Source organism: Acinetobacter sp. BIGb0196 (genome assembly GCF_011759595.1).
In the GTDB taxonomy this organism is placed as follows: Bacteria; Pseudomonadota; Gammaproteobacteria; order Pseudomonadales; family Moraxellaceae; genus Acinetobacter; species Acinetobacter guillouiae.
Window position 1 is genome coordinate 1,653,632 of the sequence record NZ_JAAOZA010000002.1, and the last position, 24,471, is coordinate 1,678,102.

At 37.0% G+C, this 24,471-nt stretch carries 18 protein-coding genes and 1 pseudogene; 13 read left to right on the forward strand and 6 right to left on the reverse strand.

Annotated elements, in window-relative coordinates; all coding sequences use genetic code 11:
* Positions 1-1,102: 1,102 nt before the first annotated feature.
* A complete protein-coding gene (locus tag FHR28_RS20470; RefSeq protein ID WP_004721965.1) occupies positions 1,103-1,330 on the forward strand; it encodes a hypothetical protein in 228 nt (75 codons plus the stop codon).
* A gap of 82 nt (positions 1,331-1,412) precedes the next feature.
* Here FHR28_RS20470 and FHR28_RS20475 read toward each other — a convergent pair whose 3' ends face one another.
* From FHR28_RS20475 to FHR28_RS20485, 3 genes are all read right to left on the reverse strand, one after another.
* On the reverse strand, positions 1,413-1,703 hold the full coding sequence (locus tag FHR28_RS20475) for a hypothetical protein (RefSeq protein WP_166783426.1): 291 nt from the start codon (positions 1,701-1,703) through the stop codon (positions 1,413-1,415).
* A 353-nt stretch (positions 1,704-2,056) separates the two neighbouring features.
* Entirely contained in the window at positions 2,057-2,752 is a 696-nt protein-coding gene (locus FHR28_RS20480) for a hypothetical protein (protein ID WP_166783427.1), read from the reverse strand.
* Positions 2,753-2,837: 85 nt separating this feature from the next.
* Positions 2,838-3,539 (reverse strand): DUF3820 family protein, encoded by a 702-nt coding sequence (locus tag FHR28_RS20485; protein ID WP_004721962.1) that lies wholly within the window; start codon positions 3,537-3,539, stop codon positions 2,838-2,840.
* A 564-nt stretch (positions 3,540-4,103) separates the two neighbouring features.
* Between FHR28_RS20485 and FHR28_RS20490 the strand changes: the two genes are divergently transcribed.
* The 8 genes and pseudogenes from FHR28_RS20490 to rnk all read left to right on the forward strand — a co-directional run bounded on the left by FHR28_RS20490 (position 4,104) and on the right by rnk (position 15,013).
* Positions 4,104-5,357 carry a lipase family protein gene (locus FHR28_RS20490; protein ID WP_105714516.1) on the forward strand — a complete coding sequence of 418 codons (1,254 nt, stop codon included), beginning with the start codon at positions 4,104-4,106 and terminating at the stop codon, positions 5,355-5,357.
* Positions 5,358-6,166: 809 nt separating this feature from the next.
* On the forward strand, positions 6,167-7,456 hold the full coding sequence (locus tag FHR28_RS20495) for a serine aminopeptidase domain-containing protein (protein WP_166783428.1): 1,290 nt from the start codon (positions 6,167-6,169) through the stop codon (positions 7,454-7,456).
* Between the two features lie 430 nt (positions 7,457-7,886).
* Positions 7,887-7,997 (forward strand): annotated as a pseudogene (locus FHR28_RS21990) (IS5/IS1182 family transposase); the annotation flags it as partial.
* Between the two features lie 126 nt (positions 7,998-8,123).
* Positions 8,124-9,407 carry an alpha/beta hydrolase gene (locus FHR28_RS20500; RefSeq protein WP_166783429.1) on the forward strand — a complete coding sequence of 428 codons (1,284 nt, stop codon included), beginning with the start codon at positions 8,124-8,126 and terminating at the stop codon, positions 9,405-9,407.
* Positions 9,408-10,065: 658 nt separating this feature from the next.
* Positions 10,066-11,355 (forward strand): alpha/beta hydrolase, encoded by a 1,290-nt coding sequence (locus tag FHR28_RS20505; RefSeq protein ID WP_166783430.1) that lies wholly within the window; start codon positions 10,066-10,068, stop codon positions 11,353-11,355.
* Positions 11,356-11,699: 344 nt separating this feature from the next.
* Entirely contained in the window at positions 11,700-12,926 is a 1,227-nt protein-coding gene (locus FHR28_RS20510) for an alpha/beta hydrolase family protein (protein WP_166783431.1), read from the forward strand.
* Between the two features lie 160 nt (positions 12,927-13,086).
* Positions 13,087-14,340, forward strand: coding sequence for a serine hydroxymethyltransferase (gene glyA / locus FHR28_RS20515; protein WP_004721949.1), 1,254 nt, complete (start codon positions 13,087-13,089; stop codon positions 14,338-14,340).
* A 265-nt stretch (positions 14,341-14,605) separates the two neighbouring features.
* Positions 14,606-15,013, forward strand: coding sequence for a nucleoside diphosphate kinase regulator (rnk, locus tag FHR28_RS20520; protein ID WP_004820092.1), 408 nt, complete (start codon positions 14,606-14,608; stop codon positions 15,011-15,013).
* 80 nt (positions 15,014-15,093) lie between these two features.
* Here the strand turns inward: rnk and FHR28_RS20525 are convergent, their stop codons facing one another.
* A complete protein-coding gene (locus FHR28_RS20525) occupies positions 15,094-16,635 on the reverse strand; it encodes a DUF4139 domain-containing protein (RefSeq protein ID WP_166783432.1) in 1,542 nt (513 codons plus the stop codon).
* Between the two features lie 266 nt (positions 16,636-16,901).
* Here FHR28_RS20525 and FHR28_RS20530 point away from each other — a divergent pair, with 266 nt between their 5' ends.
* The 4 genes from FHR28_RS20530 (at position 16,902) to FHR28_RS20545 (ending at position 21,448) form a co-directional block, all read left to right on the forward strand.
* Positions 16,902-17,399, forward strand: coding sequence for a chorismate--pyruvate lyase family protein (locus FHR28_RS20530; RefSeq protein ID WP_004721942.1), 498 nt, complete (start codon positions 16,902-16,904; stop codon positions 17,397-17,399).
* Positions 17,400-17,416: 17 nt separating this feature from the next.
* Positions 17,417-18,295 (forward strand): 4-hydroxybenzoate octaprenyltransferase, encoded by an 879-nt coding sequence (ubiA, locus tag FHR28_RS20535; RefSeq protein WP_004721940.1) that lies wholly within the window; start codon positions 17,417-17,419, stop codon positions 18,293-18,295.
* 220 nt (positions 18,296-18,515) lie between these two features.
* The gene (locus FHR28_RS20540) at positions 18,516-19,742 is read left to right on the forward strand and encodes an alpha/beta hydrolase family protein (protein WP_166783433.1); all 1,227 of its coding nucleotides are present in this window, start codon (positions 18,516-18,518) and stop codon (positions 19,740-19,742) included.
* A gap of 461 nt (positions 19,743-20,203) precedes the next feature.
* Entirely contained in the window at positions 20,204-21,448 is a 1,245-nt protein-coding gene (locus FHR28_RS20545) for a lipase family protein (RefSeq protein WP_166783434.1), read from the forward strand.
* A gap of 102 nt (positions 21,449-21,550) precedes the next feature.
* Here the strand turns inward: FHR28_RS20545 and FHR28_RS20550 are convergent, their stop codons facing one another.
* Positions 21,551-22,909 carry a nucleobase:cation symporter-2 family protein gene (locus FHR28_RS20550; protein WP_166783435.1) on the reverse strand — a complete coding sequence of 453 codons (1,359 nt, stop codon included), beginning with the start codon at positions 22,907-22,909 and terminating at the stop codon, positions 21,551-21,553.
* A gap of 334 nt (positions 22,910-23,243) precedes the next feature.
* Positions 23,244-24,428, reverse strand: a complete 1,185-nt coding sequence (locus FHR28_RS20555) for a YbfB/YjiJ family MFS transporter (protein ID WP_166783436.1) — start codon at positions 24,426-24,428, stop codon at positions 23,244-23,246.
* Between the last annotated feature and the right edge of the window lie 43 nt (positions 24,429-24,471).

Below are 24,471 nucleotides of genomic sequence, written 5' to 3' on the forward strand. Positions count from 1 at the left end.
TGCATAAGCTGTTGAAAAAATTTAGCTGACAGACCTGTATATTTATTTTGCTTTAAAAGATCAGCGCATGTTAACTCCCTTATGTGTTATTCAATTATTTTTAAAAATAAACATAAAAATCAGGAAAGTTTAAGCTAGGATTAGCTTCATCATGTTCTATAAATTTAGCCACTCATGGTCAAGCAAATCATCCATTATAAAGGTTTAATCTTTTTTGCCATGCTTATTGCATTTGGTCTTGGTATTTTGCTCAGTAAAGCAGAGCTCCCTTTATCACAAAAAGGGCATATTGAGACGGAATGTTTCGGTATACATATTCCTGAAAATTTAAAGTACACGCAGTCTAGACAATATTGTAAGTGTTTAAAAAACCGCTTGAATTACAGCAATAAAAGTGAAATCGAGAAAATGTGTTTAGATAAATAGTGGGAAAGGGGGGCTATCAATACCAATATAATTCACTCAACATGATCGCTTTTTGATTTATGAAAAGAGATTTAATGATATATAAATCTTAATGATAATCAATGTAATAGGTAATCTAGCGTGGTAGGTTTATACGTTTTTTTATAAAATAATTTTTACTGGCTAGTTTTGTTTAGTGTTATTTAGATTTTTTCAGGTTGATAGATATTAAATTATAGTCAATCAAACTTATCTATTATCTACCAATTAAAAAAATATTCAATTTCAAAATTGCTGTGATATCGTTCAATAATGTTACTGTATCTTGCAGATCAAAGCGCATCTGACTATATTAAAACTACAGTAGGTCGATAAGACGCTACGAAGTAGTTGGACAGATCAATGACGGCTTATTGAATTTGTGACTCCAGTTCAAATAAAAAATAAGCACTAGCTTTCCAACATAAAAAGCTCGCAGAAATGCGAGCTTTTCTTTTTCTGATTTTTTGAAACGTCATGAAATAATTGATTGAAGCTGTATTTACACAAAGTATTCAAAGTAACTCTCTATTTTATAAATAAAAAAAATAGTAATGTAGCTAATTTTTAACATTGCCATAAAATCTAACAACTTTAAGCTAATTTTTATTTTGGCGCATGCTATAAGAAAACAGTATATAAAAAAGAGGACAGAAAAATGACTGAAATGATTACAGTAAGGGTCAAGGATCAATATAGTAATGAGCTGAATGCGATGGCTTGGTTAAATAAGCTGCAAGAGCATGAAGACACAGATAATTTATCATTGTTCCAAAAAATTGATCATATCGTTGTTGATGGCGAGAAGATCTTACCAAGTATAGAGTTGCTTTTTGAAAGCAAAGAAAGTGACAGTATTTATCGTGTAATTGAACAAGTCAGCTAATTGTTATCATCAATTAAAAACGTGTTGGGTTAAAAAGCCCAACACGTTTTATTTTTAATCAGTTTAAAAGGTTGTGTGAATATTAAGCAGCTTTAAAATGATCGAGTGTGACGGCAACAAGATGATATAAGGCCAAACGATTTTTGTTTGCATGCTCAATTGCATTTTTTTCAATTTTAAACTTCTCTTTGAGCGTCCCTTGAGAATAGCTTTCAACCAAAATATGTTGAGATGAAATAGGATCGCTTTTGATACGTAAATCTTTTTGATATTTAATATTGGATACAGCATTTAAACATTGTTCAAACGTTTGGTAAAAATTTGAAAGTTCTAAAGCTGTTTGGTTGGTCGATTTTGTAAGGTATTGAGTCATAATTGTCTAATTGTTTTAAATCATTGGCGTGCTCATGATTCTACAGAATGCTCGTAAAACAGACAATGTGATTTTGTAAAGAGATATGAATGTATGAGAATACGCTTAAGTCGGTTTAAAAATTGATCTGTATTTCTCTCATTTAAAATTGCAAAGTTGGGATAATATTGTGCTTTTAAATCATCTTTATATACATAAAACTTTGATTTATTGGCGGTAGCTTATTGGGCTTTAAAGTTTTGATATTCGAGAATAAATCAAAAATACCCTTAAATAAAAAGACTCAGAATGACTTTAAAGCACTTCATTTGTCATTCTAAGTGGGTAAATTGAAATAAATATTTAGGGTTGCTTTAAGATGATTGTAGATGTTGGAGTGAATAATTAATTTGTTGCATGGTTTGATTTAATTCTTGGGGAGAGATTCGACTTTCTTGAAGTGCGGTAATCCACTGCATTTGACAAAATTTAATATCTCGAATTGATTTTGCCTGCTGTATTTGCATGACCAATTGTTTGGTCATCAAGCCGCAATGCGTTTGTAGCAGGGTAGACATTTTGTATTTGATGTCATCAAAATTTATATAATTCAGTTCAGGCGTGGTTTCGGCATGCGCTACTTGTATAGATGTGACCGTGCTAACGCTTTGCTGGATGGGGTTTGGACCTGCTGATTTTGTATTTTGACTGAGCTGTGTATCGCTAATAATTGCTGGATTTTCAACTGCTTTAGGCGATGGTTTAAAGCCAATTTCAGTTGTCAGATTTGAAGGGGTGCGCTGATTTGATTGTTCAATCTTGGACGATTCTGATGTTATTTTTGACTTAACTTGAGGCGCACCATTCATTTGATTCTGAAAAATTAGACCAAGCTCTTCTAACTGTTGAATAAGTTCTGGTGTTGCAAGCCGCTGCTTTAGTGCACTATTCAAAATTTTAAAATCATCTGTACCGATAAGAAGTAGTAATTGTCTTTGGCGAGCAGTGAGTTGAATTGAGCGGTGTTTTAAAGTCTGAATTCCCAAATCAGTTTTAAAATAGTGATCCATGAGTCAAATTATTCCCCAATAAATTGACCCTAGAGTAAAGAATGAAAATTACACTAATATGACTTTATTGTTACAAATCATCAGTTTAAAGTGTGACGATGTTTGCATTCTCTAAAGCTTTGCGTAAATAAGGGTCAAGCTCATCTTGACGAAGCAACCATTGCACATAGTCTTTAGGTAATTCTGCAATCGCTGTCCCACGATGCTTACCAAAGTTAATACTGCGCGGGATACGCGCATCTTCTGAGGCTTCATATAATTCTTCAATGGTTTGAATTTTCAGTTGATAAACAATATGCATGAGAATATTTGCAGTTAAAATAATATCGGCATCTGCACGATGTGCACCTTTTAACATTTCACGTGCTTTCTCACTACCTTTACTGATCATATAAATCAGTGCTGATATATTGTGTGCTTCAGCATCAGGCCAAACAAGACGAGCAAGTGCCAGCGTACAAATGGCTTTGATATGAGCAGTATCTACGCCACATTGTTGGATTGCGCGAATATCATAATCGATATTATGCCCAATGATATACTGGGTGTGCTGAGGAAGTTCAAAGCTGGAAAAATTAGGTTGCCCCACAAGATCGGACTCTAAGATATGGTGAACTGCCATTGAGCCAAAGGAAATTTTTTCATTGCCAATACTATAAAGTTGATCGAACATTTGTTCCCGATCTAAGCTTAATTTCCCTTCTTGAATTTGAATCGGTGCATAAGCAATTTCAATGGGCAATCCATTGAGTGTATGAGTTTCAGTATCTAGAATGATTGCTTGCATACCTTTGTTCCTCAACAAATAGATAAGAAAGAGCGCCTTATTAAACTAGCTTTTTTAGACGCTAAATACAAATGAAACCCATCTAAAATTAAGATAAGTACAGGCTTTTGCTTAAATCACAGGCAGAATCAGTTTTTTAATGTGAATTATCTTTAGAATACTTAAAACCAATGATTAAAAATTGATTGAAATTTAAATAATAAAATAAATCATTGATAAGAATCTATTCATCGTTAAAACTGTGAAAAATATATTAAAAATTGAGTGTTATGAAATTAATTTATGCTGATTGGTGTATAAAAACCACATTAAATTCAGTTGATTGATAAATAAAAAAGTTGGATTGATGAGATAATTTAATATGTTTTAAAGATTAAATCTCATTTGCTAAATTTATATTTATGTCTTAATTGTAATAAAGCCTAGCTTAAATATCGCCAGGTATTATGAAGTAATAACAACATAAACATTAAACTAAGATGAGTGATCTATTGGATCAGCGCTGGCAAACGATGGGTTGACCCTGCTGAACTGATAGAAAAAATGATAAAAAGGAAGAATTATATGAAATTAAAATTACTTTCAGTGTTATTGACTGGATCTACGCTATTTCTAACTGCATGTGGTGGTGATGACGACAATAGTGATCATTTATCGACAAGCTCAGATGTAGATGTGAACAATATTCAAAATCCAGTGGTCAATACACCAGTACCTTATAATATTAAAAATGATGTTCTTCCACCCAATGCGGATGAGAGTGTGGTGATGACTTATAAAATGAAAGGCATCACAGGACAAGAAACTCAGGCAACCGCATTGGTCTTTACCCCTAAGACTGCACCGCCTGCTGGAGGTTGGCCAATTGTGGCTTGGGCACATGGAACGACTGGTGTTGCTGACAAGTGTGCACCGAGTAAAAATAAATTATTTGTGCCTATAGCCGATGTGCATACTCAAAAAATGGTTGATGACTTTGTTAAGGCAGGTTATGTGGTGGTTGCGCCAGATTATGAGGGTATGGGTGAACCGAGCGAGAAGGAGATCCATCCGTTTTTAAATTTAAAAAGTGAAGCTTATTCGATTACAGATGCGGTGGTGGCAACCAAAAGTTGGTTGGGCAATAAAGCATCCAATAAATGGGCGGTTGCTGGAATCTCGCAAGGCGGTCATGCAGCATTAGGTGCAGCGCAGTATGCAGCCCGTGCCAATATGGATTATAAGGGTGCAGTTGCAATGGCACCGGCAAATAATCTGGAATTGATCGAAAACCTGTCGGAAATGGCTTTAGCGGATGCAGATGGGTTAATTCAGATCGGCGGTTATGCTGCACTCGATACTTTAACGGCTTATATGGCAGCGGGTATAAAGGCGGTAAATCCAACTGAGGCTGTATACAGTATTATATTTAAAACACCTACTGATAAAATTGCTGAGAAAGCAGAAAGAGAATGTCTTGCAGGAATGGGGGCTGCTTTTGCACTACCGATGACTGTTTATAATATTAAGAACGGGAGTCTTAAAGATTATCCGCGTAAAAAAGAGGGCTATAAGAATGATCCAATCGTAAGACAATTTTTGGGTACAGATTCACAGCCCTTACAAACACTCGTTAAAACGCCGATTATTATTTATCAGGGCGGTAAAGACACTGTTGTATTACCACAGGCGACTGATGCCTTGGTGGCACAGGCACGAGCTTTAACCACCAAAATTGATTATAGAACCAATTCGAGTTGGGATCACACTGGTTCATTTACGGCCAATGTTGATAATGGACAACTGCTAGAAGATATTAAGACCTTGCTTGCTAATTAAATTTTGAGTGTGTTTAGTCCTTACAAGAGGCTTCTTTTATAAGTCTTTTTTAAAACATAGATCAACCTAAAAGCCCCCTCATCCTAGCCTTCTTCCGTAAAGGGAGAAGGCACCTTCAATACCAATATGATTCATTCAATAGAATCATTTTTTGATTTTTAAATCCTCTTCTTTGCAAAGTGAATACTGCTTATCTTTTTTAAAGAAATGCGTTTTCTATGGTTAATCTGAATTGAGCCTCGTAAAAGTGGCATTTTTCTGGTTTAGACTTTGATGGAGGGGGCTTATTGCCGAAATATCAAATTGAGATAGGTTTAACTTTAAATTTAATTGTATTTGGTCGAAATTTTTATGTATTTCCCCTGATAAATCTAAAGATTAACAATCTTAAATTAGTTGAAACTTAAATATATTTTATGATTATTGTTAAGATTTTTTTAAATTATAACAATCAAAAGCATATTTTCTTAACGCTATAATTCACAAAATTTAGATAATATGTGAATTATAAAGTGCTTATTAATAACTTTAAAAGCAAGTATAAAGTTATATAAATACAGCATTATTTTAGTGATTTTGATGCTAATTACCTAATTTTTTTAAATATTTTAAATCATTTAAAGATCAAATGTAACTTGCTAAATTTTTATTTATGGCTAAATTATAATAAAGCTGAACTTAAGTATTGTGCAGTTGTGACGTAATTTAAAAAGTCATCAAGCAAAAGATCAGCGATCTAAGGGGATCGTGTTAACAAATGATTTGTTAGCAATCAAGTGATAGAAAAAAGATAAACAAGGATGAATGATATGAAATTAAATTTACTCACCATAATGTTGCTTGGATCTGGTCTATTTCTCACTGCCTGTGGCGGCAGTGATGACAAGGGGGGCAATTCATCTACAAGTACAAATGTAAATGCAGATGTCAACAACATTCAAAATCCAGTGGTGAATACACCAAAACCGTATGTCATTGACGTTAAGGGTTTTACACTTCCACCAAATGCAGCAGAAAGTGTGGTGATGACCTATAAAATGCAAGGCATCACTGGGAAAGAAACTCAAGCAACTGCTTTGGTTTTTACCCCTAAAACTGCACCACCCGCAGAAGGTTGGCCGATCGTGGCTTGGGCACATGGCGCTGCGGGTGTTGCCGACAAATGCGCACCAAGTAAAAATCGATTAATTACGAATTCTATTTTAACTGGCGAGGATAAATCTACCTATAACATGATTGATAGCTTTGTTAAAGACGGTTATGTGGTGGTTGCACCTGATTACGAAGGTTTAGGAGAGCCTGGTGGTCAGGAGATACATCCGTTTTTAAATTTAAAAAGTGAAGCCTATTCGATTACAGATGCTGTGGTGGCAACCAAAAGTTGGTTAGGTAATAAAGCGTCGAATAAATGGGCTGTTTTGGGACACTCGCAAGGTGGCCATGCGGCATTAGGTACGGCACAATATGCAGCGCGTGCCAATATGGATTATAAGGGGGCAGTCGCAACCGCACCCGCAAATAATCTGGAAATGATTGAAACTTTGTCGGAAATGGCTTTGGCAGAAATGGAGGGGCCGTCACTTGCTCAAGCACTCGGTTACGCTGTGTTAGATACTTTAACGTCTTATATGGCTGCGAGTATGAAAAGTGTTTATCCGACCGAGTCTTTATACAGCAAAATATTTAAGTCACCAACAGATAAAATTGCCGAGAAAGCAGAATCGTTGTGTCTTATAGACTTGGGGTTGGCTTTTTTTATAGCAATGGATGATTATGCAGCAGAAAATGAATTTAGCCTAAAAGGTTATTCTTCGCGTAAAAAGGATGGCTTTAAAAATGATCCAATTGTAAGACAATTTCTAGATAAGGATTCGCAACCACTACAAAGTCTGATTAAAACCCCAATTATTATATATCAGGGGGGCAGTGACACTATCGTGTTACCACAGGCAACGGATGCCTTGGTAGCACAGGCGCGTGCTTTAACCACTAAAATTGATTATAGAACGGATCCAACTTGGGATCATTTTAGTATACACACTGTGAATGTTGAAAACGGACAGTTGATGGAAGATATTAAGACGCTGCTTGCTAATTAAATTTTGAGTGTATTTAGTCCTAACAAGAGGCTTTTTTTATAAGTCTTTTTAAAACCATAGATCAACCTAAAAGCCCCCTATTATGAAAAATAGGGGGCTTTTTTATATGGACTTGAAGCATGTTGAAATTTTAGAAAACAATTTTTAAGAACATTGTTTTTGGTCTGGTTATTAAACCTCTTTCATAAATCAAAAAACGCTCATCTTTTTGTTTAATATTCATTCTGCAAAATTTAAGATTTTCAGGCATAATCTGCATTTATTCCCAACAAATTCATTCATTCTTGCAGATAAAGGTTATCAATGGATTTCTGTTATATATACCACTAAGCTTTTACCGTCCAAAGCTAAAAAATGCGGTGAATTAGATCCTTTGCTAAAAACATATAATTGATAAAAGAATAAGGGCATTGAGCATGTGTTTTGTACATTAAAGACTTTCAAAATCTTTGCAGAGTGTTATCGAAATAAAGGGGAAAGACTTGGCTTAAGGTTCAATTTGATTGCAGGTATTTATAATTTAGAACTGAGTAAAAAGTGATTTATGAAAGGAGTCTATTAAAAATTTTTAATAAATTAGTTCTTTTGGACGATTTAAGTTAAGTCAATTTTGTTATCAAATATTCATTCAAAATACTAAAAAATATTATATGCAAGGATGAATAAAATGAAATTAAATTTACTTTCAGTCATATTGGCTGGATCCTTTCTATTTTTGACTGCCTGTGGTGGTGGTGACAAGAGCGATATTCCATCCACAAGCCCAAATGTCAATGTAGATGTAAACAAAATTCAAAATCCAGTGGTAAATACACCCCAACCATATATGCCAAATTCCCCAAAAAATCGTCCAGAAAATGCAGCTGAGAGTGTGGTGATGACCTATAAAATGCAAGGCATCAAAGGAACAGAAACTCAGGCAACCGCATTGGTATTTACCCCCAAAACTACGCCTCCTGCTGGTGGTTGGCCGATTGTGGCTTGGGCACATGGTGCTGTAGGTGTTGCTGACGATTGTGCGCCGAGTACAAAGGAATTAATTACGACTTCGTTTTTAGGTGCACAAGATAGGTCTATCTATAACATGGTCGATAGTTTGGTTAAAGAAGGCTATGTGGTGGTTGCACCAGATTATGAAGGTCTAGGTGAACCGAGTAAGCAGGAGATGCATCCATTTTTAAATTTAAAGAGTGAAGCCTATTCGATTACAGATGCGGTGGTGGCAACCAAAAGTTGGTTAGGCAATAAAGCATCTAATAAGTGGGCTGTTGCGGGGCACTCACAAGGCGGTCATGCAGCATTGGGTGCAGCACAATATGCAGCGCGTGCCAATATGGATTATAAAGGAGCAGTCGCACTGGCACCCGCAAATAATCTAAAATTGATTGAGGAACTGTCGGAGATGGCTTTGATGAACATGGAGGATGGGACATTCGCTAAAACATTCGGTTATATCGTTTTAGATACCTTAACGTCCTATATGGCGGCGGGGATGAAAAGCCTTTATCCGACTGAGCCTGTATACAGTAAAATATTTAAGTCACCAATTGATAAAACTGCTGAGAAAGCAGAAAAGCTTTGTCTTGTCCCCTTGGGTTTTCAATTTTTGGGGGAGGTAGGTGCTTATATGACTAAGACTAATGGGAGTCTTAAGGGGTATTCTTCGCGTAAACAGGAAGGCTTTAAAAATGATCCGATCGTAAAGCAATTTTTGGAAAAGGATTCACAACCGCTACAAAGTCTGATTAAAACCCCGATTATTATTTATCAAGGGGGCAGCGACAATGTTGTAATACCACAGGCAACAGATGCCTTGGTGGCACAAGCCCGTGCTTTAACTACAAAGATTGATTATAGAACTGATCCGACTTGGGATCACTTTAGTATATACACTGCTAATGTAGCAAATGGCCAGCTGTTAACAGATATAAAGACGCTGCTTGCCAATTAATTGTTCAGTGTTGACCGTAACAATATAAAAATGCCCTTATTATCAGTAATAAGGGTATTTTTTATAGCATTTAATTCTATATTTTAATCTTAGAAAAAAATGGCTTAAGAAACTTTGTTTGGATCTGGTTATTGATTATTTCTATCAAAATCAGTATAGGCTTTTGATTTAGTCATGATCAGGATTGGTTTTTGATATGCATTGACTAAAAATACGAGATATGAATCATCTAAAATTGGTTGAAAATTAAATAATAAAAATAAACATTGATAAGAATTTATTTAAAGTAAAATGAACAAAAATATATTTTCAAAATAATTTTAATTCACATTATTTTAGAATTTTGTGAGCAGAATAACATCTTAAAGTAAAAAATTGGTAAATATAAGATTATATAATTGCTGTAATATTTCTGTGAATTAAATATTTTTAAACTAATTAGGTAAAAGATAGTTTCAAACTTTTTAATGTTAAATTTCATTTGCAAATTTATATTTTCAGTATAAATATAATGCAGATTTTCTTAAGGGTTGTGCGATGTGGTGTGCTTGTAAAATAGACATCCATTGCACATAAGGCAATCAATTGATCAGGGTTGGCACACTAAATTTGTTGGCACTGAAGTCATAAAAATTATTAATATGCAAGGATAAATCAAATGAAATTAAATTTACTCTTAGTAATGTTGGTTGGATCTAGTTTATTTCTAACTGCCTGTGGTGGTAGTGATGACAAGGGGGATAATCCATCCACAACTTCTAATGTAAATGCAGATGTAAACAATATTCAAAATCCAGTGGTAAATACTCCAGAACCGTATGTCATTAAAGATAATACTCTTCCACCGAATGCTGCAGAAAGTGTGGTGATGACTTATAAAATGAAGGGCATCACGGGGAAAGAAACTCAAGCAACTGCGCTAGTGTTTACTCCAAAAGCTGCACCGCCTATTGGCGGTTGGCCAATTGTGGCTTGGGCACATGGCACAGCGGGTGTTGCTGACGATTGTGCACCAAGTAAAAATCTATTAATTACGACCTCGATTTTAGGTGTAGATAAGTCTACTTATAATATGATTGAGAGCTTTGTTAAAGCAGGCTATGTGGTGGTTGCCCCCGATTATGAAGGTCTGGGTGAGCCTAGTGGTAACGAGATGCATCCATTTTTGCATGTAAAAAGTGCAGCCTATTCGGTTACGGATGCTGTAGTCGCAACCAAAAGTTGGTTAGGCAATAAAGCCTCCAATAAATGGGCTGTTTTGGGGCACTCGCAAGGTGGTCATGCGGCATTAGCTACGGCACAGTATGCAGCGCGTGCCAATATGGATTATAGGGGGGCAGTCGCCACCGCGCCTGCAAACAATCTAAGATTGATTGAGGAGTTGTCAGAAATGGCTATAGCGGAAATGGAGGATATGTCATTCACTCAAGCACTCGGCTATGGTATCTTGGATACGCTAACATCCTATATGGCTGCGGGTATGAAAAGTCTTTATCCGACCGAGCCTGTATACAGTAAAATATTTAAGTCACCGACTGATAAATTTGTTGCTGAGAATGCAGAAAAGCTTTGTCTTTTTGAGTTGGGTTCTGCATTTATGGAAGGACCAGTAACAGAATATGCACTTGCAAATGATAGAAATAGTCTAAAAGGTTATTCTTCGCGTAAACAGGAAGGCTTTAAAAATGATCTAATCATAAAGCAATTTCTGGCAAAGGATTCTCAGCCACTGCAAACTGTGGTTAAAACTCCGATTATTATTTATCAAGGGGGCAGTGACAATATCGTATTACCTCAGGCAACGAATGCCTTGGTGGCACAAGCACGTGCTTTAACCACCAAAATTGATTACCGAACTGATCCGACTTGGGATCACTTTAGCGTATTCAGGGTTAATGTTGAGAATGGGAAACTATTAGAAGATATAAAGATGTTATTTGCCAATTAATTGTTCAGTGTTGACCTTAACAATGTAAAAATGCCCTTATTATCAGTAATAAGGGTATTTTTTATTGCGTTAACTCTTATATTTTAAGCTTAGAAAAAAGATGAATTGAGAAAATTTTTTGATTGAGTCATTGATTATCCCTTTGATTAGTATTATTTAATATTTTTAATATAGAGATCGTTTATCATTGTAAGTATTTGCTATAAGACAAAAATAAAGTGAAAATTTAAATAATGATTAAAAAAACTTGCCTAACATTTTTTTTTGAAGTATTGATGAAAGAATTATACGCGCTCAGCCGTATATATAACTTTAAAAAAATTGTGCTTTAAGGAATAAGTCACATGAAAAAAAATGCATTATCAATTTTAATTCTAAGTTCAGGTTTGGTTTTATCCGCGTGTAATAACGGTGGTAGTGGGGGAAATTCTTATGAATCACCTTCAAATACGGATCTAAACACTATTGCAAATCCTGTTGTTGGTACACCTATAGCATATACCAAGACAGATTTTTCTGCGGTGGCGGCAGATAGTGTAGTGATGACCTATAAAATGAAAGGGGTGAAGGGAACTGAAGTACAAGCAACCTCATTGGTATTTACGCCTAAAACTGCACCACCAGCTTCAGGTTGGCCTATCGTAGTTTGGGCGCATGGTACAACAGGTGTCGCTGATGTATGTGCACCAAGCCGTAATGCGACGAATGATGATATTAAAAAAATGATTTCTAAATTCCTTGCGGAAGGCTATGTGGTTGTTGCACCAGACTATGAAGGTTTAGGCGAGCCGAGTGGAACTGAACTCCATCCATTCTTAAATGTAAAAAGTGAAGGTTACTCGATTACAGATGCTGTGGTTGCAACCCGTAATTGGTTAGGTAACAAAGCATCGAAACAATGGGTGACTGTTGGACACTCGCAAGGTGGTCAAGCTGCTTTAGGTGCTGCACAATATGCTGATCGTGCAAATTTAGACTATAAAGGTACGGTTGCTGTTGCACCTGCGTCACAACTGAATTTGATTCTAAATGCTGGAGAATCTAGTGTGGCAAATGCAACGCCTGTTCAACAGATTCCAGTTTATGCATCTTTAGATACGTTTACCGCTCTGATCGCGGCAGGCTTACGTAATGCAAACCCAACTTTAGACTATAGCCAAGTCTTTAAAGTGCCGACTGATGCGATTGCTAAACAAGCAGAATCTGTTTGTTCTTCTCAACTAGGCGATAAGTTCGGGGGAGCAATGGGACAGTATGTTGCAATCAATGGATCATTGAAAAATTATCCAAGAAAAACAGATACCTTTATGTCTTTACCAGCCGTTAAAACTTTCTTAGAGAAAGATTCGCAACCTCTACAAGTTCAAGTTAAAACACCTATCATCATCTATCAAGGTGGCGCTGATACCACTGTACCGAAAGCAGCAACAGATACCTTATATGGTACGGCGAAAGCACTGGCGACGAAGGTGCATTACATTACCGAACCAACTTGGGATCATGGTAAAGCCTATTCTGAAAATATCGACAATATTGTGGCTGATGTAAAAGGAATGTTTGCAGCACAATAACTATTTTAAATTGTAGATTTGAGCAAATGGCTTATGTTTTCAACATGAGCCATTTTTATTTAAAACGGAGCAAACTTGATTCTGTTTAATTACAAACTTCATGCTACAATACGCGCAATCTTAGCACGGCTTAAAAGCCCTAATTCATAGGACCTCGCTAATGTTCGCCAATATCTCTATTTCTGAATTTGATCCAGAAATTGCTCAAGCAATCACTCAAGAAGATGCCCGTCAAGAAGCTCATATTGAGTTAATCGCATCTGAAAACTATTGCTCACCAGCTGTTATGGAAGCACAAGGGTCAAAACTCACTAACAAATATGCGGAAGGTTACCCTGGCAAGCGCTATTATGGCGGTTGTGAATATGTTGATGTGATCGAACAATTGGCGATCGATCGTGCTAAAGCATTATTTGGTGCTGACTATGCAAATGTTCAGCCACACGCAGGTTCTCAAGCAAACTCAGCAGTTTATCTTGCTTTACTCAACCCAGGCGATACTGTTTTAGGTATGAGCTTGGCACATGGTGGTCATTTGACCCATGGTGCTAAAGTCAATTTCTCTGGTAAATCATATAATGCTGTTCAATATGGTTTAAACGTAGAAACTGGTGAAATTGATTACGAAGAAGTTGAGCGTTTAGCTATAGAGCATAAACCACGTATGATCGTTGCAGGTTTCTCTGCATATAGCCAAATTGTAGATTGGCAACGTTTCCGTGAAATTGCGGATAAAGTTGGCGCTTACTTATTTGTAGATATGGCTCACGTTGCTGGTTTAGTTGCTGCAGGTGTGTACCCAAGCCCAGTTCAAATTGCTGATGTAACAACCACGACTACGCATAAAACTTTGCGTGGCCCACGTTCTGGTTTAATCCTTGCAAAAGCAAACGAAGAAATTGAGAAAAAGCTTCAATCTGCTGTATTCCCAGGTAACCAAGGTGGTCCATTGGTTCATGCTATAGCAGCAAAAGCAATTTGCTTTAAAGAAGCAATGATGCCTGAATACAAAGAATATCAAAAACAAGTGGTTGTAAATGCTAAAGCGATGGCTGAAGTATTGATTTCACGTGGTTATGATGTTGTATCTGGTGGTACAGAAAACCATTTATTCTTGTTGTCTTTAATTAAGCAAGATGTGACAGGTAAAGATGCTGATGCTTGGTTAGGCGCTGCTCATATTACTGTAAACAAAAATGCTGTACCAAATGATCCACGTTCTCCATTTGTTACTTCAGGTATCCGTATCGGTACGCCAGCAGTAACAACACGTGGTTTTGGTGAAGCTGAAGTTCGCGACTTGGCTGGTTGGATTGCGGATATCCTCGATGCAAAAGGTGATGAAGCTGTTATCAATGCGGTGAAAGCAAAAGTTGAAACAGTCTGTGCAAAATTCCCCGTTTATGCTAAATAAGCATTAACTTGAGAAGGCCTCCTCTCAAGGGGGCTTTTTTTATGGTTGTTGAATAAGTTGAAAAGCTTAAACACCGAAGTAAATATCTGTTATAAAAGAAGTAGATTATGGGAGTTTATTGATACTTCGTTTCACGTTTCCGACATATAGGTTACATGCTGTAATTTTCGGCTTGTGGCTTAATTCATTTATGAAATGTCAACAGACCTATTATAAACATCGCTGCTATACCCAAATGATGTGAAAGATCGAAGGAATTAGGCACATGGCTAGTAAACCAAATATTATTATTTCAGAACAAGATTTACATCGCTTAGAAACGATGTTGGAACATCAGTCGAAATTGACTGTGACGATGCAACATTTAGAAGAGGAATTGGCACGAGCAGATGTGGTTGCGCCTCAAGATATGCCGCCCAATGTGGTGACCATGAATGCAAAGGTTTTAATCACCATAGCACCCTCAACGGAAGCAACAGAAATTACCTTGGTCTATCCGCATGATTTTCGTGGTGAGGCAGGGCAGGTCAATGTGGTTGCACCTGTAGGTACTGCAATTCTTGGCTTGGCTGAAGGACAGGAAATTGAATGGCCACAGCCTGATGGTCATTTGATGAAAGTTAAAATTGAAAAAATATTGTATCAGCCTGAAAGAGAAGGCGATTATCTCTAATAAAAATTTAAGAGATAAAATTTACCTGTTTAAATAAAGCCCAGTCATTACTGGGCTAAATTTTATATAAAAAACAAAAGTTAAAAACCTGAAGTTCTTCCTTTGCTTGGATACTTAAATTGGTGTTGAATATCTAATTTATAAATCTGTTTTGGATTTAAATCGATTTGCCATTGGTTGATATTGGGTTGTCCATTCCATTGTGTTGCAGTCGGGGGGATATTATAGGTCGATTGTATGCTGAGTTTACCGTTCTGGCTTTGTGGTTCAGGTTCAAAAATCGTGACTTGAATTGGGTAGCTATGTAAGTTTTGCACTGAATATTGCTGTTTTCGGATGGTTTCAGATTGAGTACCTTTGACTGGATTTTTCTTATCGGTTAAATCAGTCACTTTAACTTGAATTTGATCATCTGTACCAAAGCTCATTTGAAGTGCTTCATCTGCGCTATTGCTCCAAGCTCTTTGCCCAATATAGTCGCCATCAAGATATAGTTTTACAGTCCCAGAAGGCCAATTTTGATCAAGTTTTGAAATTTCAGCATTAATTGTGGCTTGAGTGCTTTGTTTCGGGATCGCCCAAACTGAAAGTTTCGCTGCGTATTGTTCAGTGCTTAAAGGTAAATAGATTTGTTGTTGACTGCTTGGAATGGAGGCTTTGGTCTCTGAACGGAATTCAGTACTAAAATTTAAATCAGCTGCTTGAAACTGTGGGAATTGCGGGGGTGCTTTTTTGACTGCGGCTGTCGACTTTCTATCATAACTCATTTCAGCCATCGCAATAGGTGCTGGTGCAACTGGATAAATTGGTCGTACAGGTTCTGGTTCGTAATAGTTGACCCACCATTGTTGTGGTTGAACTTGTTGAACGTAGTTTTGCGGTGTTGCTGTGGACAATGCCAATTTAACATTGTTCCAGTCTTCCCCAGTTTTTTGTGCAATCATCGCCATACGGGTGAGTTTAATTTGCTTGGTTTGGGTATTTAATTCAGCTTTATATATCGGTTGCCAGCGTGCATAAGGCACCATATAGCTAATTTTAATTTCACCACGTTGTGGTGCATTGACATAAAATTTAAGTGTACGTTGGTTAAACTCGCTGTCGCCAATGGCATTTAAGTCTTGCTCAAGCTCTTGTAAACGTTGTTGTAACTTTTCTTTTTCTGCCTTGGCTTGATCAATGGCAATAAAGGCCTCATAGGCTTGTTTGCGTACTTTTGGTGCAGAGCCTTTAATGACATTTTCTAAAAACTTATTTTGTAATTCAGCCGCTTGAATAATTGAGTTTTGTTCAGAAATTTTCTTTTTAATATCCTCTATATTATTGCGCAATTGAGAAGACTCATTTCCAGCAGGTTTATCCAGTGCGCTATCTGTATGCGAAACCGCATTGACTTCAATATTGCTACTTTGATATTGCAGTTGATCGATATTGAAGTTAGCCGCAAGACCATTCAGGGTAACGAGTTGTTCTCCTGCTTGTACAGGGATGGTTCGTTCAATTTTTGCCAGTGCAGGATACAGTGTGACTTGTTGAATCGGTGAATTGGATAAGTTAAGTGCAAAGCTATATGTTGAAGGAATGCATAAAATGCTGAGTTGTAGTGCTGTTTTTATATTCATTATGCGAGGCCCTAAAATACCTGAGATCAGTGTTAATATTTAAAATGTAGCAGAAAGTGATACAAATCAAAATAGTGATTAAAAGAGAAAACCAGTTGGTGCGAAGTTGATGAAATAAAGTTATCTTAATTTTCACTTGAATCTCTCGTTTCCCTGTTTTTATTTTTGATGGATTGTTCATTCAATTTTAGGATTCAGACGATCAATTTAAACAAAACAAAAAAATTCAGTTACACTAAGTCATCCAAAATTTGAAGGGCTGAACATTGAAACAATCATGCACAATACGGGATAAGAAGTTTCCTCCTGAATTAAAAACATGGTTGTATGCACAAGGTTCACTGACTCAGCAGTTAACTGATGTCGCGGGTGGTGTTTTTAAAGTTCAACCGATTCAAGAGCATTATCAAAGAATGAGTGTGCTGGATAGTCAATGGATGCTGATGCCACAGCAACATACCTCATGGGTACGTGAAAGTTACTTATTTGGTTGCGATGAACAACCTTGGGTAAAAGCAAAAAGTATTTTTCCTATTCTTAGTATCCATGGCAAAGCACGTTTATTTAAGCATATTCGAACCAAACCGATCGGAAAATTTTTATTTCAACGTACCAATCCGCTGTGTGAACGGCGTGTTTTAAAATTAGCAGAAGGTTGGACACGTCAAAGTTGTTATACTTGGCATGGTTGTAAATTTATTGTTCAAGAGACTTTTCTACCTGCCTTTGAGCAATTTTTGCAACAACAGCATATTTCAAAATAGAGTATTGAAGGACTGTCATGTCGATCGCGCAACACACCACTTGGCAACAACGGTTAGAAGCTTATTATTATCTGTGTCGTTTTGATAAACCAGTTGGGACAGAATTGGTTTTATGGCCGACCATGTGGGCATTATGGATTGCTGCAGAAGGTATCCCCGATATTGTGACACTGGTTGCAATGGTCTTGGGGACAATTTTTATGCGCGCAGCCGGTTGTGCGATCAATGATTTTGCTGATCGTAAAGTTGATGCACATGTGGAACGAACTAAAAATCGTCCACTGGCTACTGGGGTGATCTCAGCCAAAGAAGCGATTTGGGTGTTCATTGGTTTGGTGGCCGCCAGTGCGTGTACTTTATTTTTCTTACCGATCGCAACTTTTTACTGTGCGCTTGCAGGTTTAGTCCTCGCCTTTATTTATCCCTTTATGAAGCGTTATACCCATTTACCACAAGTGGTCTTAGGGATGGCATTTTCTTGGGGTATTCCGATGTCGTTTACCGCAATGGGAAAACCTTTAGACTGGACCTGTTGGTTGCTTTATTTTGGCAATTTAGCATGGACGGTGGCATATGATACCCAATATGCAATTACAGATCGTGAATATGATTTAAAAATTGGCGTGAAATCCACCGCTATTCTTTTTGGAAAATACGATATTCAGATTATCTCTTTATTGCAATTGACCAGTGTATTGTTGATTGGTACAGCATTGTATTTAGAAAATATATTGATTCCATTTGGCTTGATTGCCTTGTTATTGGTTGTTGCTGATTTTATTTACCAATGGTCTAAAACCAAAGCGCGAGATCCACAATTATGCTTTTGGGCATTTAGACATAACCGTTGGGTCGGTTTAATTATCTTTGTCGGCATTTTTATTGCATTATTTTGAATTTAAATTATTAAAATAAACCACTTTTGAAATTTCATCTGTATTTATAATAATACGAAATATTGATGAAATTTCACTAGATAAAGAAAAATAATAATTTATAAATGTGAGATATTCCTCTGTTTTATTAAAAAATATTGTAGCAAGACGCATTTATTTGTGCTTAATTAAGGGTGAACACGGAGCTGTTCAAAACAATAAAAAAATTGAGGAATTTGTAATGAAAGCAATATTTAAACAAACCCTATTGGCAATGACTTGCGGTTCAGCATTATTCTTAACTGCATGTAATGATGATGATAACAAGGATAACTGGGGTTCAAATAAAGATTATGTGTCTGAGAGTACCTATAATTTAGGTCGCATGCCTGAGGCTGAATCAATCAAAGTCATGACCTATAATATGCCCTATGTACTCGGTGGAACTAAGAAAGCTACAGCAATGGTTTTTGTTCCAAAAACCAAGAGACCTACTGATGGTTGGAAGGTAGTGGTTTGGGAGCATGGTACTGTAGGTGTGGGTGATGGTTGCGCACCGAGTAGAAATGAAATTAATGATCGATTTATAGGGATGGCACAGAGTCTATTAAAAGAAGGTTATGTGATTCTCGCCCCTGATTATGAAGGCTTGGGCACGCCAGGTATGCACCCATATTTAAATCTAAAGAGCGAAGCAAACTCAGCAATTTATGCAGTGAAAGCATATAAAGAGCGTTATGGTAATCAAATCAATGGTCAATGGATGTCAGTCGGGCAATCTCAGGGCGGACAAGCGTCTTTAGGTACCGCTGAGTTTTCCAATAGTGATGCCAACTATAAAGGTGCTGTGGCAGGCGCACCAGCCTCAAGTTTGGGGGATATCATTGCTGATGTTGCACCGAAAGCGATTCAAAAGCTACTTAAAGATGGAAAGGTGGATGCCGCAACTGATGTATCTGCTACATTATTGACCTATACGTCTTTTGCCGTTGTTGGCGTGACCGCTTATGAGCCTAAGTTTAACTATCGAGATGTGTTTAAAGAGCGTTCAAAAAGTATTGTTGCAGAGGCTGAAGGTTCAACAGGGGAGAACGGTTTATGCTTTACCGATTTAAAAACTAAATTTGTTGATGATATTAAAGGCTATCTCAAGGACAATAGCGGTAAAACTGTTTTAGATTATCCAGGATTAATCGATAATTTCAAAGAGAACCCGACCTTGAAAAAATTCTTGGCAGATAATCAACCTGCAACGAAAAGAATTAATACGCCTGTGATGATTATTCAGGGGACTGAAGATACCTCTGTGCCTTATACAGTCACAGATAAATTACAAAAAGACTTAAAAGCAATGGGAACTGATGTCACATTCTTAGCTGTGGAAGGTGCGAATCATACTGGAGCGATTATAGCGAAGAATACTGAACTGGTTGAGTTTATTAAAAAACATATGCCAACTACGAAATAAGTGTTTTTAGAAAATCATCAAATCACTTGGTTTTATCTATAGTTAAAATTGTCAGTGACCTTTTATAAAAAGCAGAGTTTCCATCGAAGCTCTGCTTTTTTGTATTTATATATGTTCATTTATACACTTTTATAGAAGATTTGATTGGCTTTTGATCAAGGCTATTTATAAAGCATGATCGTTATTTATCTCAACTGGCATTCGAGATCACATTTTTTTTAAGCTATTTCTATGATCCATAATGATGTATTTCTGCGTAATCCGTGGGATGGTTGAATGACTAATGCTGGCGTTTCTATTACATGGATTGGACATAATCGAATTTAAATTAAAGATAAACACTTGTATCTATATATTATTTTACTATTTGGTTAAAAGTATCCTAGCAAGATACTTTTTTTTATGCTTAATTAGTAGCTTGAACACGGAGTTGTTCAAACAATAAAAACTGAGGAATTTGAATGAAAACATTATTTAAACGAACATTATTGGCAATGACCTGCGGTTCAGTATTATTTTTAACTGCATGTAATGATGACGATAATAACTGGAATAACTGGGGTTCAAATAAGAATTATGTATCTGAAAATACATATAATTCAGATGTAATCAATGAGGCTACATCAGTCAAAGTCATGACTTATAATATGCCGAATGTACTGAATGAAACTAAGAAAGCTACAGCAATGGTTTTCATCCCTAAAACAACACGACCTGCAGATGGTTGGAAAGTTGTGGTTTGGGAGCATGGCACGGTTGGCGTTGGTGATAGTTGCGCACCGAGTAGAAATAAGTTTAACCCACGATTTAAAAATATGGCGCAAAGCCTGTTAAATGAAGGCTATGTGATTATTGCCCCTGATTATGAAGGCTTGGGCACACCGGGTATGCATCCGTATTTAAATCTAAAGAGTGAAGCTAACTCAGCGATTTATGCAGTGAAAGCATATAAAGAGCGCTATGGTAATCAGATCAATGGTCAATGGATGTCTGTCGGCCAATCGCAGGGTGGGCATGGTTCTTTAGGAACCGCTGAGCTTTCCAATAGTGATGCCAATTATAAAGGTGCTGTCGCAGGCGCACCTGCCTCAAGTTTGGGTTATATTATTTCTGTCGTTGCGCCACAAGCAATTCGAGATATCCTTCAAAAAGAACAAGCTGGAACAGCCCCAGTAGGGACTGCTGTTGAAGTTTATGCTGAATTATTGGCATATGCTGCTTATACCACAGTTGGTGTGACTGCTTATGAACCTAAGTTTAATTATCGAGAAGTTTTTAAAGAGCGTTCAAGAGATATTGCTGCAGAGGCTGAAGGTTCAACGGGCGAAAATGGCTTATGTCTAGATGAATTGCATAATAAATTTGCTGATGATATCCGTGATTATATTGTTAGGAATGGCGGAAAAACTGTTTTAGACTATCCTGGATTAGTCGATAATTTCCAAGAAAATCCGACAGTAAAAAAATTCTTAGCTGAGAACCAACCTGCAACTAAAAAAATTAATAGTCCTGTGATGATTATCCAGGGGACTGCTGATATGGCAGTACCTTATCCTGTGACGGAAGGATTGCAACAACGTTTAAAAGATATGGGTACAGATGTAACGTTCTTACCTGTGAAAGATGCCAGCCATACTCAAGCGATTGTTGAAAAAAATCCTGAATTGGTTGCCTTTATTAAAAAGCATATGCCAACCACAAAATAATGGTTTTAAGAGAAGCATGCAGTCATTTGCTTTTCTTGGCGGTTAAATAGAGCGTGGTAAGTAAAAAAGCAGAGCTTTTATTAAAGCTCTGCTTTTTTTATCTCAATGTATGGCCGTTTGTACATTTTTGACTGAAGATCCAACAGGTTTTTTACCAAATGAAAGGTGATTAAAGAAAATATTGAGTAATACTGCTGCTATACACGTCGCACTTATTCCTGAATGAAATAAAGTTTGGAATACTTTGGGAAAGGCATGAAAGAAATCAGGGCTGATTAAAGGAATTAAGCCGACACAGATCGACACAGCAACAATGATAAGATTGGATTGGGTTTGATAATCCACTTTAGATAATGTACGAATACCGCTTGCTGCAACGCTACCAAATAAAACAATACCTGCGCCACCTAAAACAGGCATCGGAATCGCAGCAATTAAGCGTCCGAAAATCGGTAATAAACCCAGTACAACTAAAATAGCACCACCCGTTGCTACGACAAAACGACTTTTAACACCTGAAATGGCAACCAGCCCCACGTTTTGGACAAAAGCACATTGCATAAATGAACCAAATAATGGCGCAATCGCAGAAGATAGCATGTCTGCTCTTAAACCATCTGCCAAACGATGACTATCCATTTTTGTATCAACAATTTCACCAATCGCTAATAGGCTGGCTGTTGTTTCAGTAAGGATCACGATGGTCACGATACACATGGTTAAGATTGCAGACATTTCAAAGCTGGGTAGACCAAAAGCAAATAGATGTGGGAAAGCAAATAAATCACCATTGCCCACTTTTGAAAAGTCAGCAACACCAAGCAGGATGGTAAAAATTGCACCAACAATAATTGAAATGAGTACGCCTAGGCGCGCCATTGTAGCTGAACCAAAGCGACTCACCACAAGTAGTACGCCGAGGGTAAAGGCTGCAATCCCTATATTTTCTAGTGAGCCCCATTCGGGTGCTTTAGGGTTACCGCCCATAATCCAGCGGATTGCAACAGGTAAAAGTGAAATCCCAATAATAGTAATAATTGAACCCGTCACAATCGGTGGAAAGAAACGCACTATTTTTGAGAAAAAGGGGGTAATCAATATCCCGAAAATAGAACTGACAATCACAGCACCGAAAATCGTTTGAATATTTCCCCCAGTTGTACCAATCGCGATCATGCTTGCGACAGCAGCAAATGAAGTGCCTTGTACAATTGGAAGTTTTGCACCAAACCACTTTAGTCCAAGCGTTTGTAGTAATGTTGCCAAACCACCCACAAGAATAGATGCTGTAATTAATAAGGCAATTTCAGCTGCATTTAGACCAATCGCCGTACCTACGACCAAAGGTGCTGCAATCAGACCACCATACATGGTGAGTACATGCTGTAAACCAAATGTCAGGTTCTTTCCTGCACTTAAAACTTCATCTTCAGGTTGAATTTTTTTAATTTCAGTATTCATCTTAAAACCTTTATGACTTTGCCATCCCTGCACTACAAAGAGCAATTTATATGCCAAATGGTCAATAACTGTGAGCAAAGTGCTTTAAGTGAAAGCTAAAACTTATGTGTTTGAGGTTGATATTTAAATTATTTCTTTGTGCAAAACCGTTACTTTACGATGGATAAGGCTTAGCGTGTTTAGATTGGCGCGATTCTAAAACGAAGCACTAGGCTTCTTTCATCTGTCCTTTTTTAAAGCATAGATTAAGATAAAGCACCCTCATCCTGATCTTTTTCGAAGGGGAGGAGAAGTTTTTAATAGCAATATGATTCACGCAACATGATCATTTATTTTAGCTTTTATGCAGTTGTGTTTGATGGGTTATAGAATAGATAAAAAATTGTGCTGTACCTACAGCGAGTACACCTGAGGCAAGTATAAATTGCTGATGATAGGAAACACCCCAATGTTGCAAGCTACTAAAACAGATTCCACCAACCAATTGAGTTACAGCAAAAGCTAATGTTGCTATGCTCCATAGTTTTTTATAGGCCACATGATAAAGATGTAAAATGGTATATGAAGTAAGGAAAACCACAGCAGGATTAAGCAAACCTGTAAAAAAGGATGAGGTATAGGTAAGGATTGGATGGGTTGAAAAAATCGCAATAAAGATCGCCAAGACATATAGGCTATATAATATTTTTAATGCGGTAAAATTGCCAAATTTTCGTGCCAGTAAGTAAGCACTGATTGCACCTAAGGCACTGCCTGAACCATACAAAATCCAATTCAAGTTAATTAGATATAGATTAAGATGTAGGGTGTTTTTAAGATAATCAATCCAAAACAATGAGTGGGGAACATAGGCAAAAGCGCTTGAAGCATAGACAATCAGCAAACTAAAATACATACCATTGACTGCCCCCGTTTGATTGTTTGTTACGCTGATATGATCTAGATGATCTTTAAACAGATTGAGTAAATAAACAATGATCAAACAAATAACAGCAGAGAATACAAATAAAATCATCCATGCAGATTGTGTGTTGATTCTGTCGAGATAAGGCAAAAACAGGGTTGCCAATAATACCCCAATGCCAATACCACTAAAGCCAATAAAGTTGATGGTTAAACGTTCTTCAGCTTTGCTGCAATGTGCAACAATACTCGGTGCTAGGATCATCAATAAGCCACCACTGATGCCTGAAATGACACGCCAAAAGACATACCAGCTTTCGGGAAGACCTGAAAAAGCACAACTGAGTAAACTCACCGTTCCAGAAAATGCCGCCAAAATGATATATCGAGGCATGGTAAAGTTTTGAGGCAGTTTCATTGCCCAAAATGCACCAATTAAATACCCCAACAAATTTGCACTGCTTAAGATACTGGCAAAACTGGAGTCCCAATGATAAGCAAGACGGGTAGAGGGCAATAATGCAGTATAGGAAAATCGGAGAATGCCAATGCCTAAACACATACACAGACATAGAAAAATACTCAGCTGAATTTTATTCGATCCGATCTTGGTCATTGTGCAGATTATCCATTTTCCGTTAATTCACCTTAAGGTGAAT

What these genes read in the sequence shown, in the direction of transcription:
- FHR28_RS20470 (WP_004721965.1), top strand. Translation starts at nt 1,103, where the DNA reads ATGACTGAAATGATTACAGTAAGGGTCAAGGATCAATATAGTAATGAG.
- FHR28_RS20475 (WP_166783426.1), bottom strand. Translation starts at nt 1,703, where the DNA reads ATGACTCAATACCTTACAAAATCGACCAACCAAACAGCTTTAGAACTT.
- FHR28_RS20480 (WP_166783427.1), bottom strand. Translation starts at nt 2,752, where the DNA reads ATGGATCACTATTTTAAAACTGATTTGGGAATTCAGACTTTAAAACAC.
- FHR28_RS20485 (WP_004721962.1), bottom strand. Translation starts at nt 3,539, where the DNA reads ATGCAAGCAATCATTCTAGATACTGAAACTCATACACTCAATGGATTG.
- FHR28_RS20490 (WP_105714516.1), top strand. Translation starts at nt 4,104, where the DNA reads ATGAAATTAAAATTACTTTCAGTGTTATTGACTGGATCTACGCTATTT.
- FHR28_RS20495 (WP_166783428.1), top strand. Translation starts at nt 6,167, where the DNA reads ATGAAATTAAATTTACTCACCATAATGTTGCTTGGATCTGGTCTATTT.
- FHR28_RS20500 (WP_166783429.1), top strand. Translation starts at nt 8,124, where the DNA reads ATGAAATTAAATTTACTTTCAGTCATATTGGCTGGATCCTTTCTATTT.
- FHR28_RS20505 (WP_166783430.1), top strand. Translation starts at nt 10,066, where the DNA reads ATGAAATTAAATTTACTCTTAGTAATGTTGGTTGGATCTAGTTTATTT.
- FHR28_RS20510 (WP_166783431.1), top strand. Translation starts at nt 11,700, where the DNA reads ATGAAAAAAAATGCATTATCAATTTTAATTCTAAGTTCAGGTTTGGTT.
- glyA (WP_004721949.1), top strand. Translation starts at nt 13,087, where the DNA reads ATGTTCGCCAATATCTCTATTTCTGAATTTGATCCAGAAATTGCTCAA.
- rnk (WP_004820092.1), top strand. Translation starts at nt 14,606, where the DNA reads ATGGCTAGTAAACCAAATATTATTATTTCAGAACAAGATTTACATCGC.
- FHR28_RS20525 (WP_166783432.1), bottom strand. Translation starts at nt 16,635, where the DNA reads ATGAATATAAAAACAGCACTACAACTCAGCATTTTATGCATTCCTTCA.
- ubiA (WP_004721940.1), top strand. Translation starts at nt 17,417, where the DNA reads ATGTCGATCGCGCAACACACCACTTGGCAACAACGGTTAGAAGCTTAT.
- FHR28_RS20540 (WP_166783433.1), top strand. Translation starts at nt 18,516, where the DNA reads ATGAAAGCAATATTTAAACAAACCCTATTGGCAATGACTTGCGGTTCA.
- FHR28_RS20545 (WP_166783434.1), top strand. Translation starts at nt 20,204, where the DNA reads ATGAAAACATTATTTAAACGAACATTATTGGCAATGACCTGCGGTTCA.
- FHR28_RS20550 (WP_166783435.1), bottom strand. Translation starts at nt 22,909, where the DNA reads ATGAATACTGAAATTAAAAAAATTCAACCTGAAGATGAAGTTTTAAGT.
- FHR28_RS20555 (WP_166783436.1), bottom strand. Translation starts at nt 24,428, where the DNA reads ATGACCAAGATCGGATCGAATAAAATTCAGCTGAGTATTTTTCTATGT.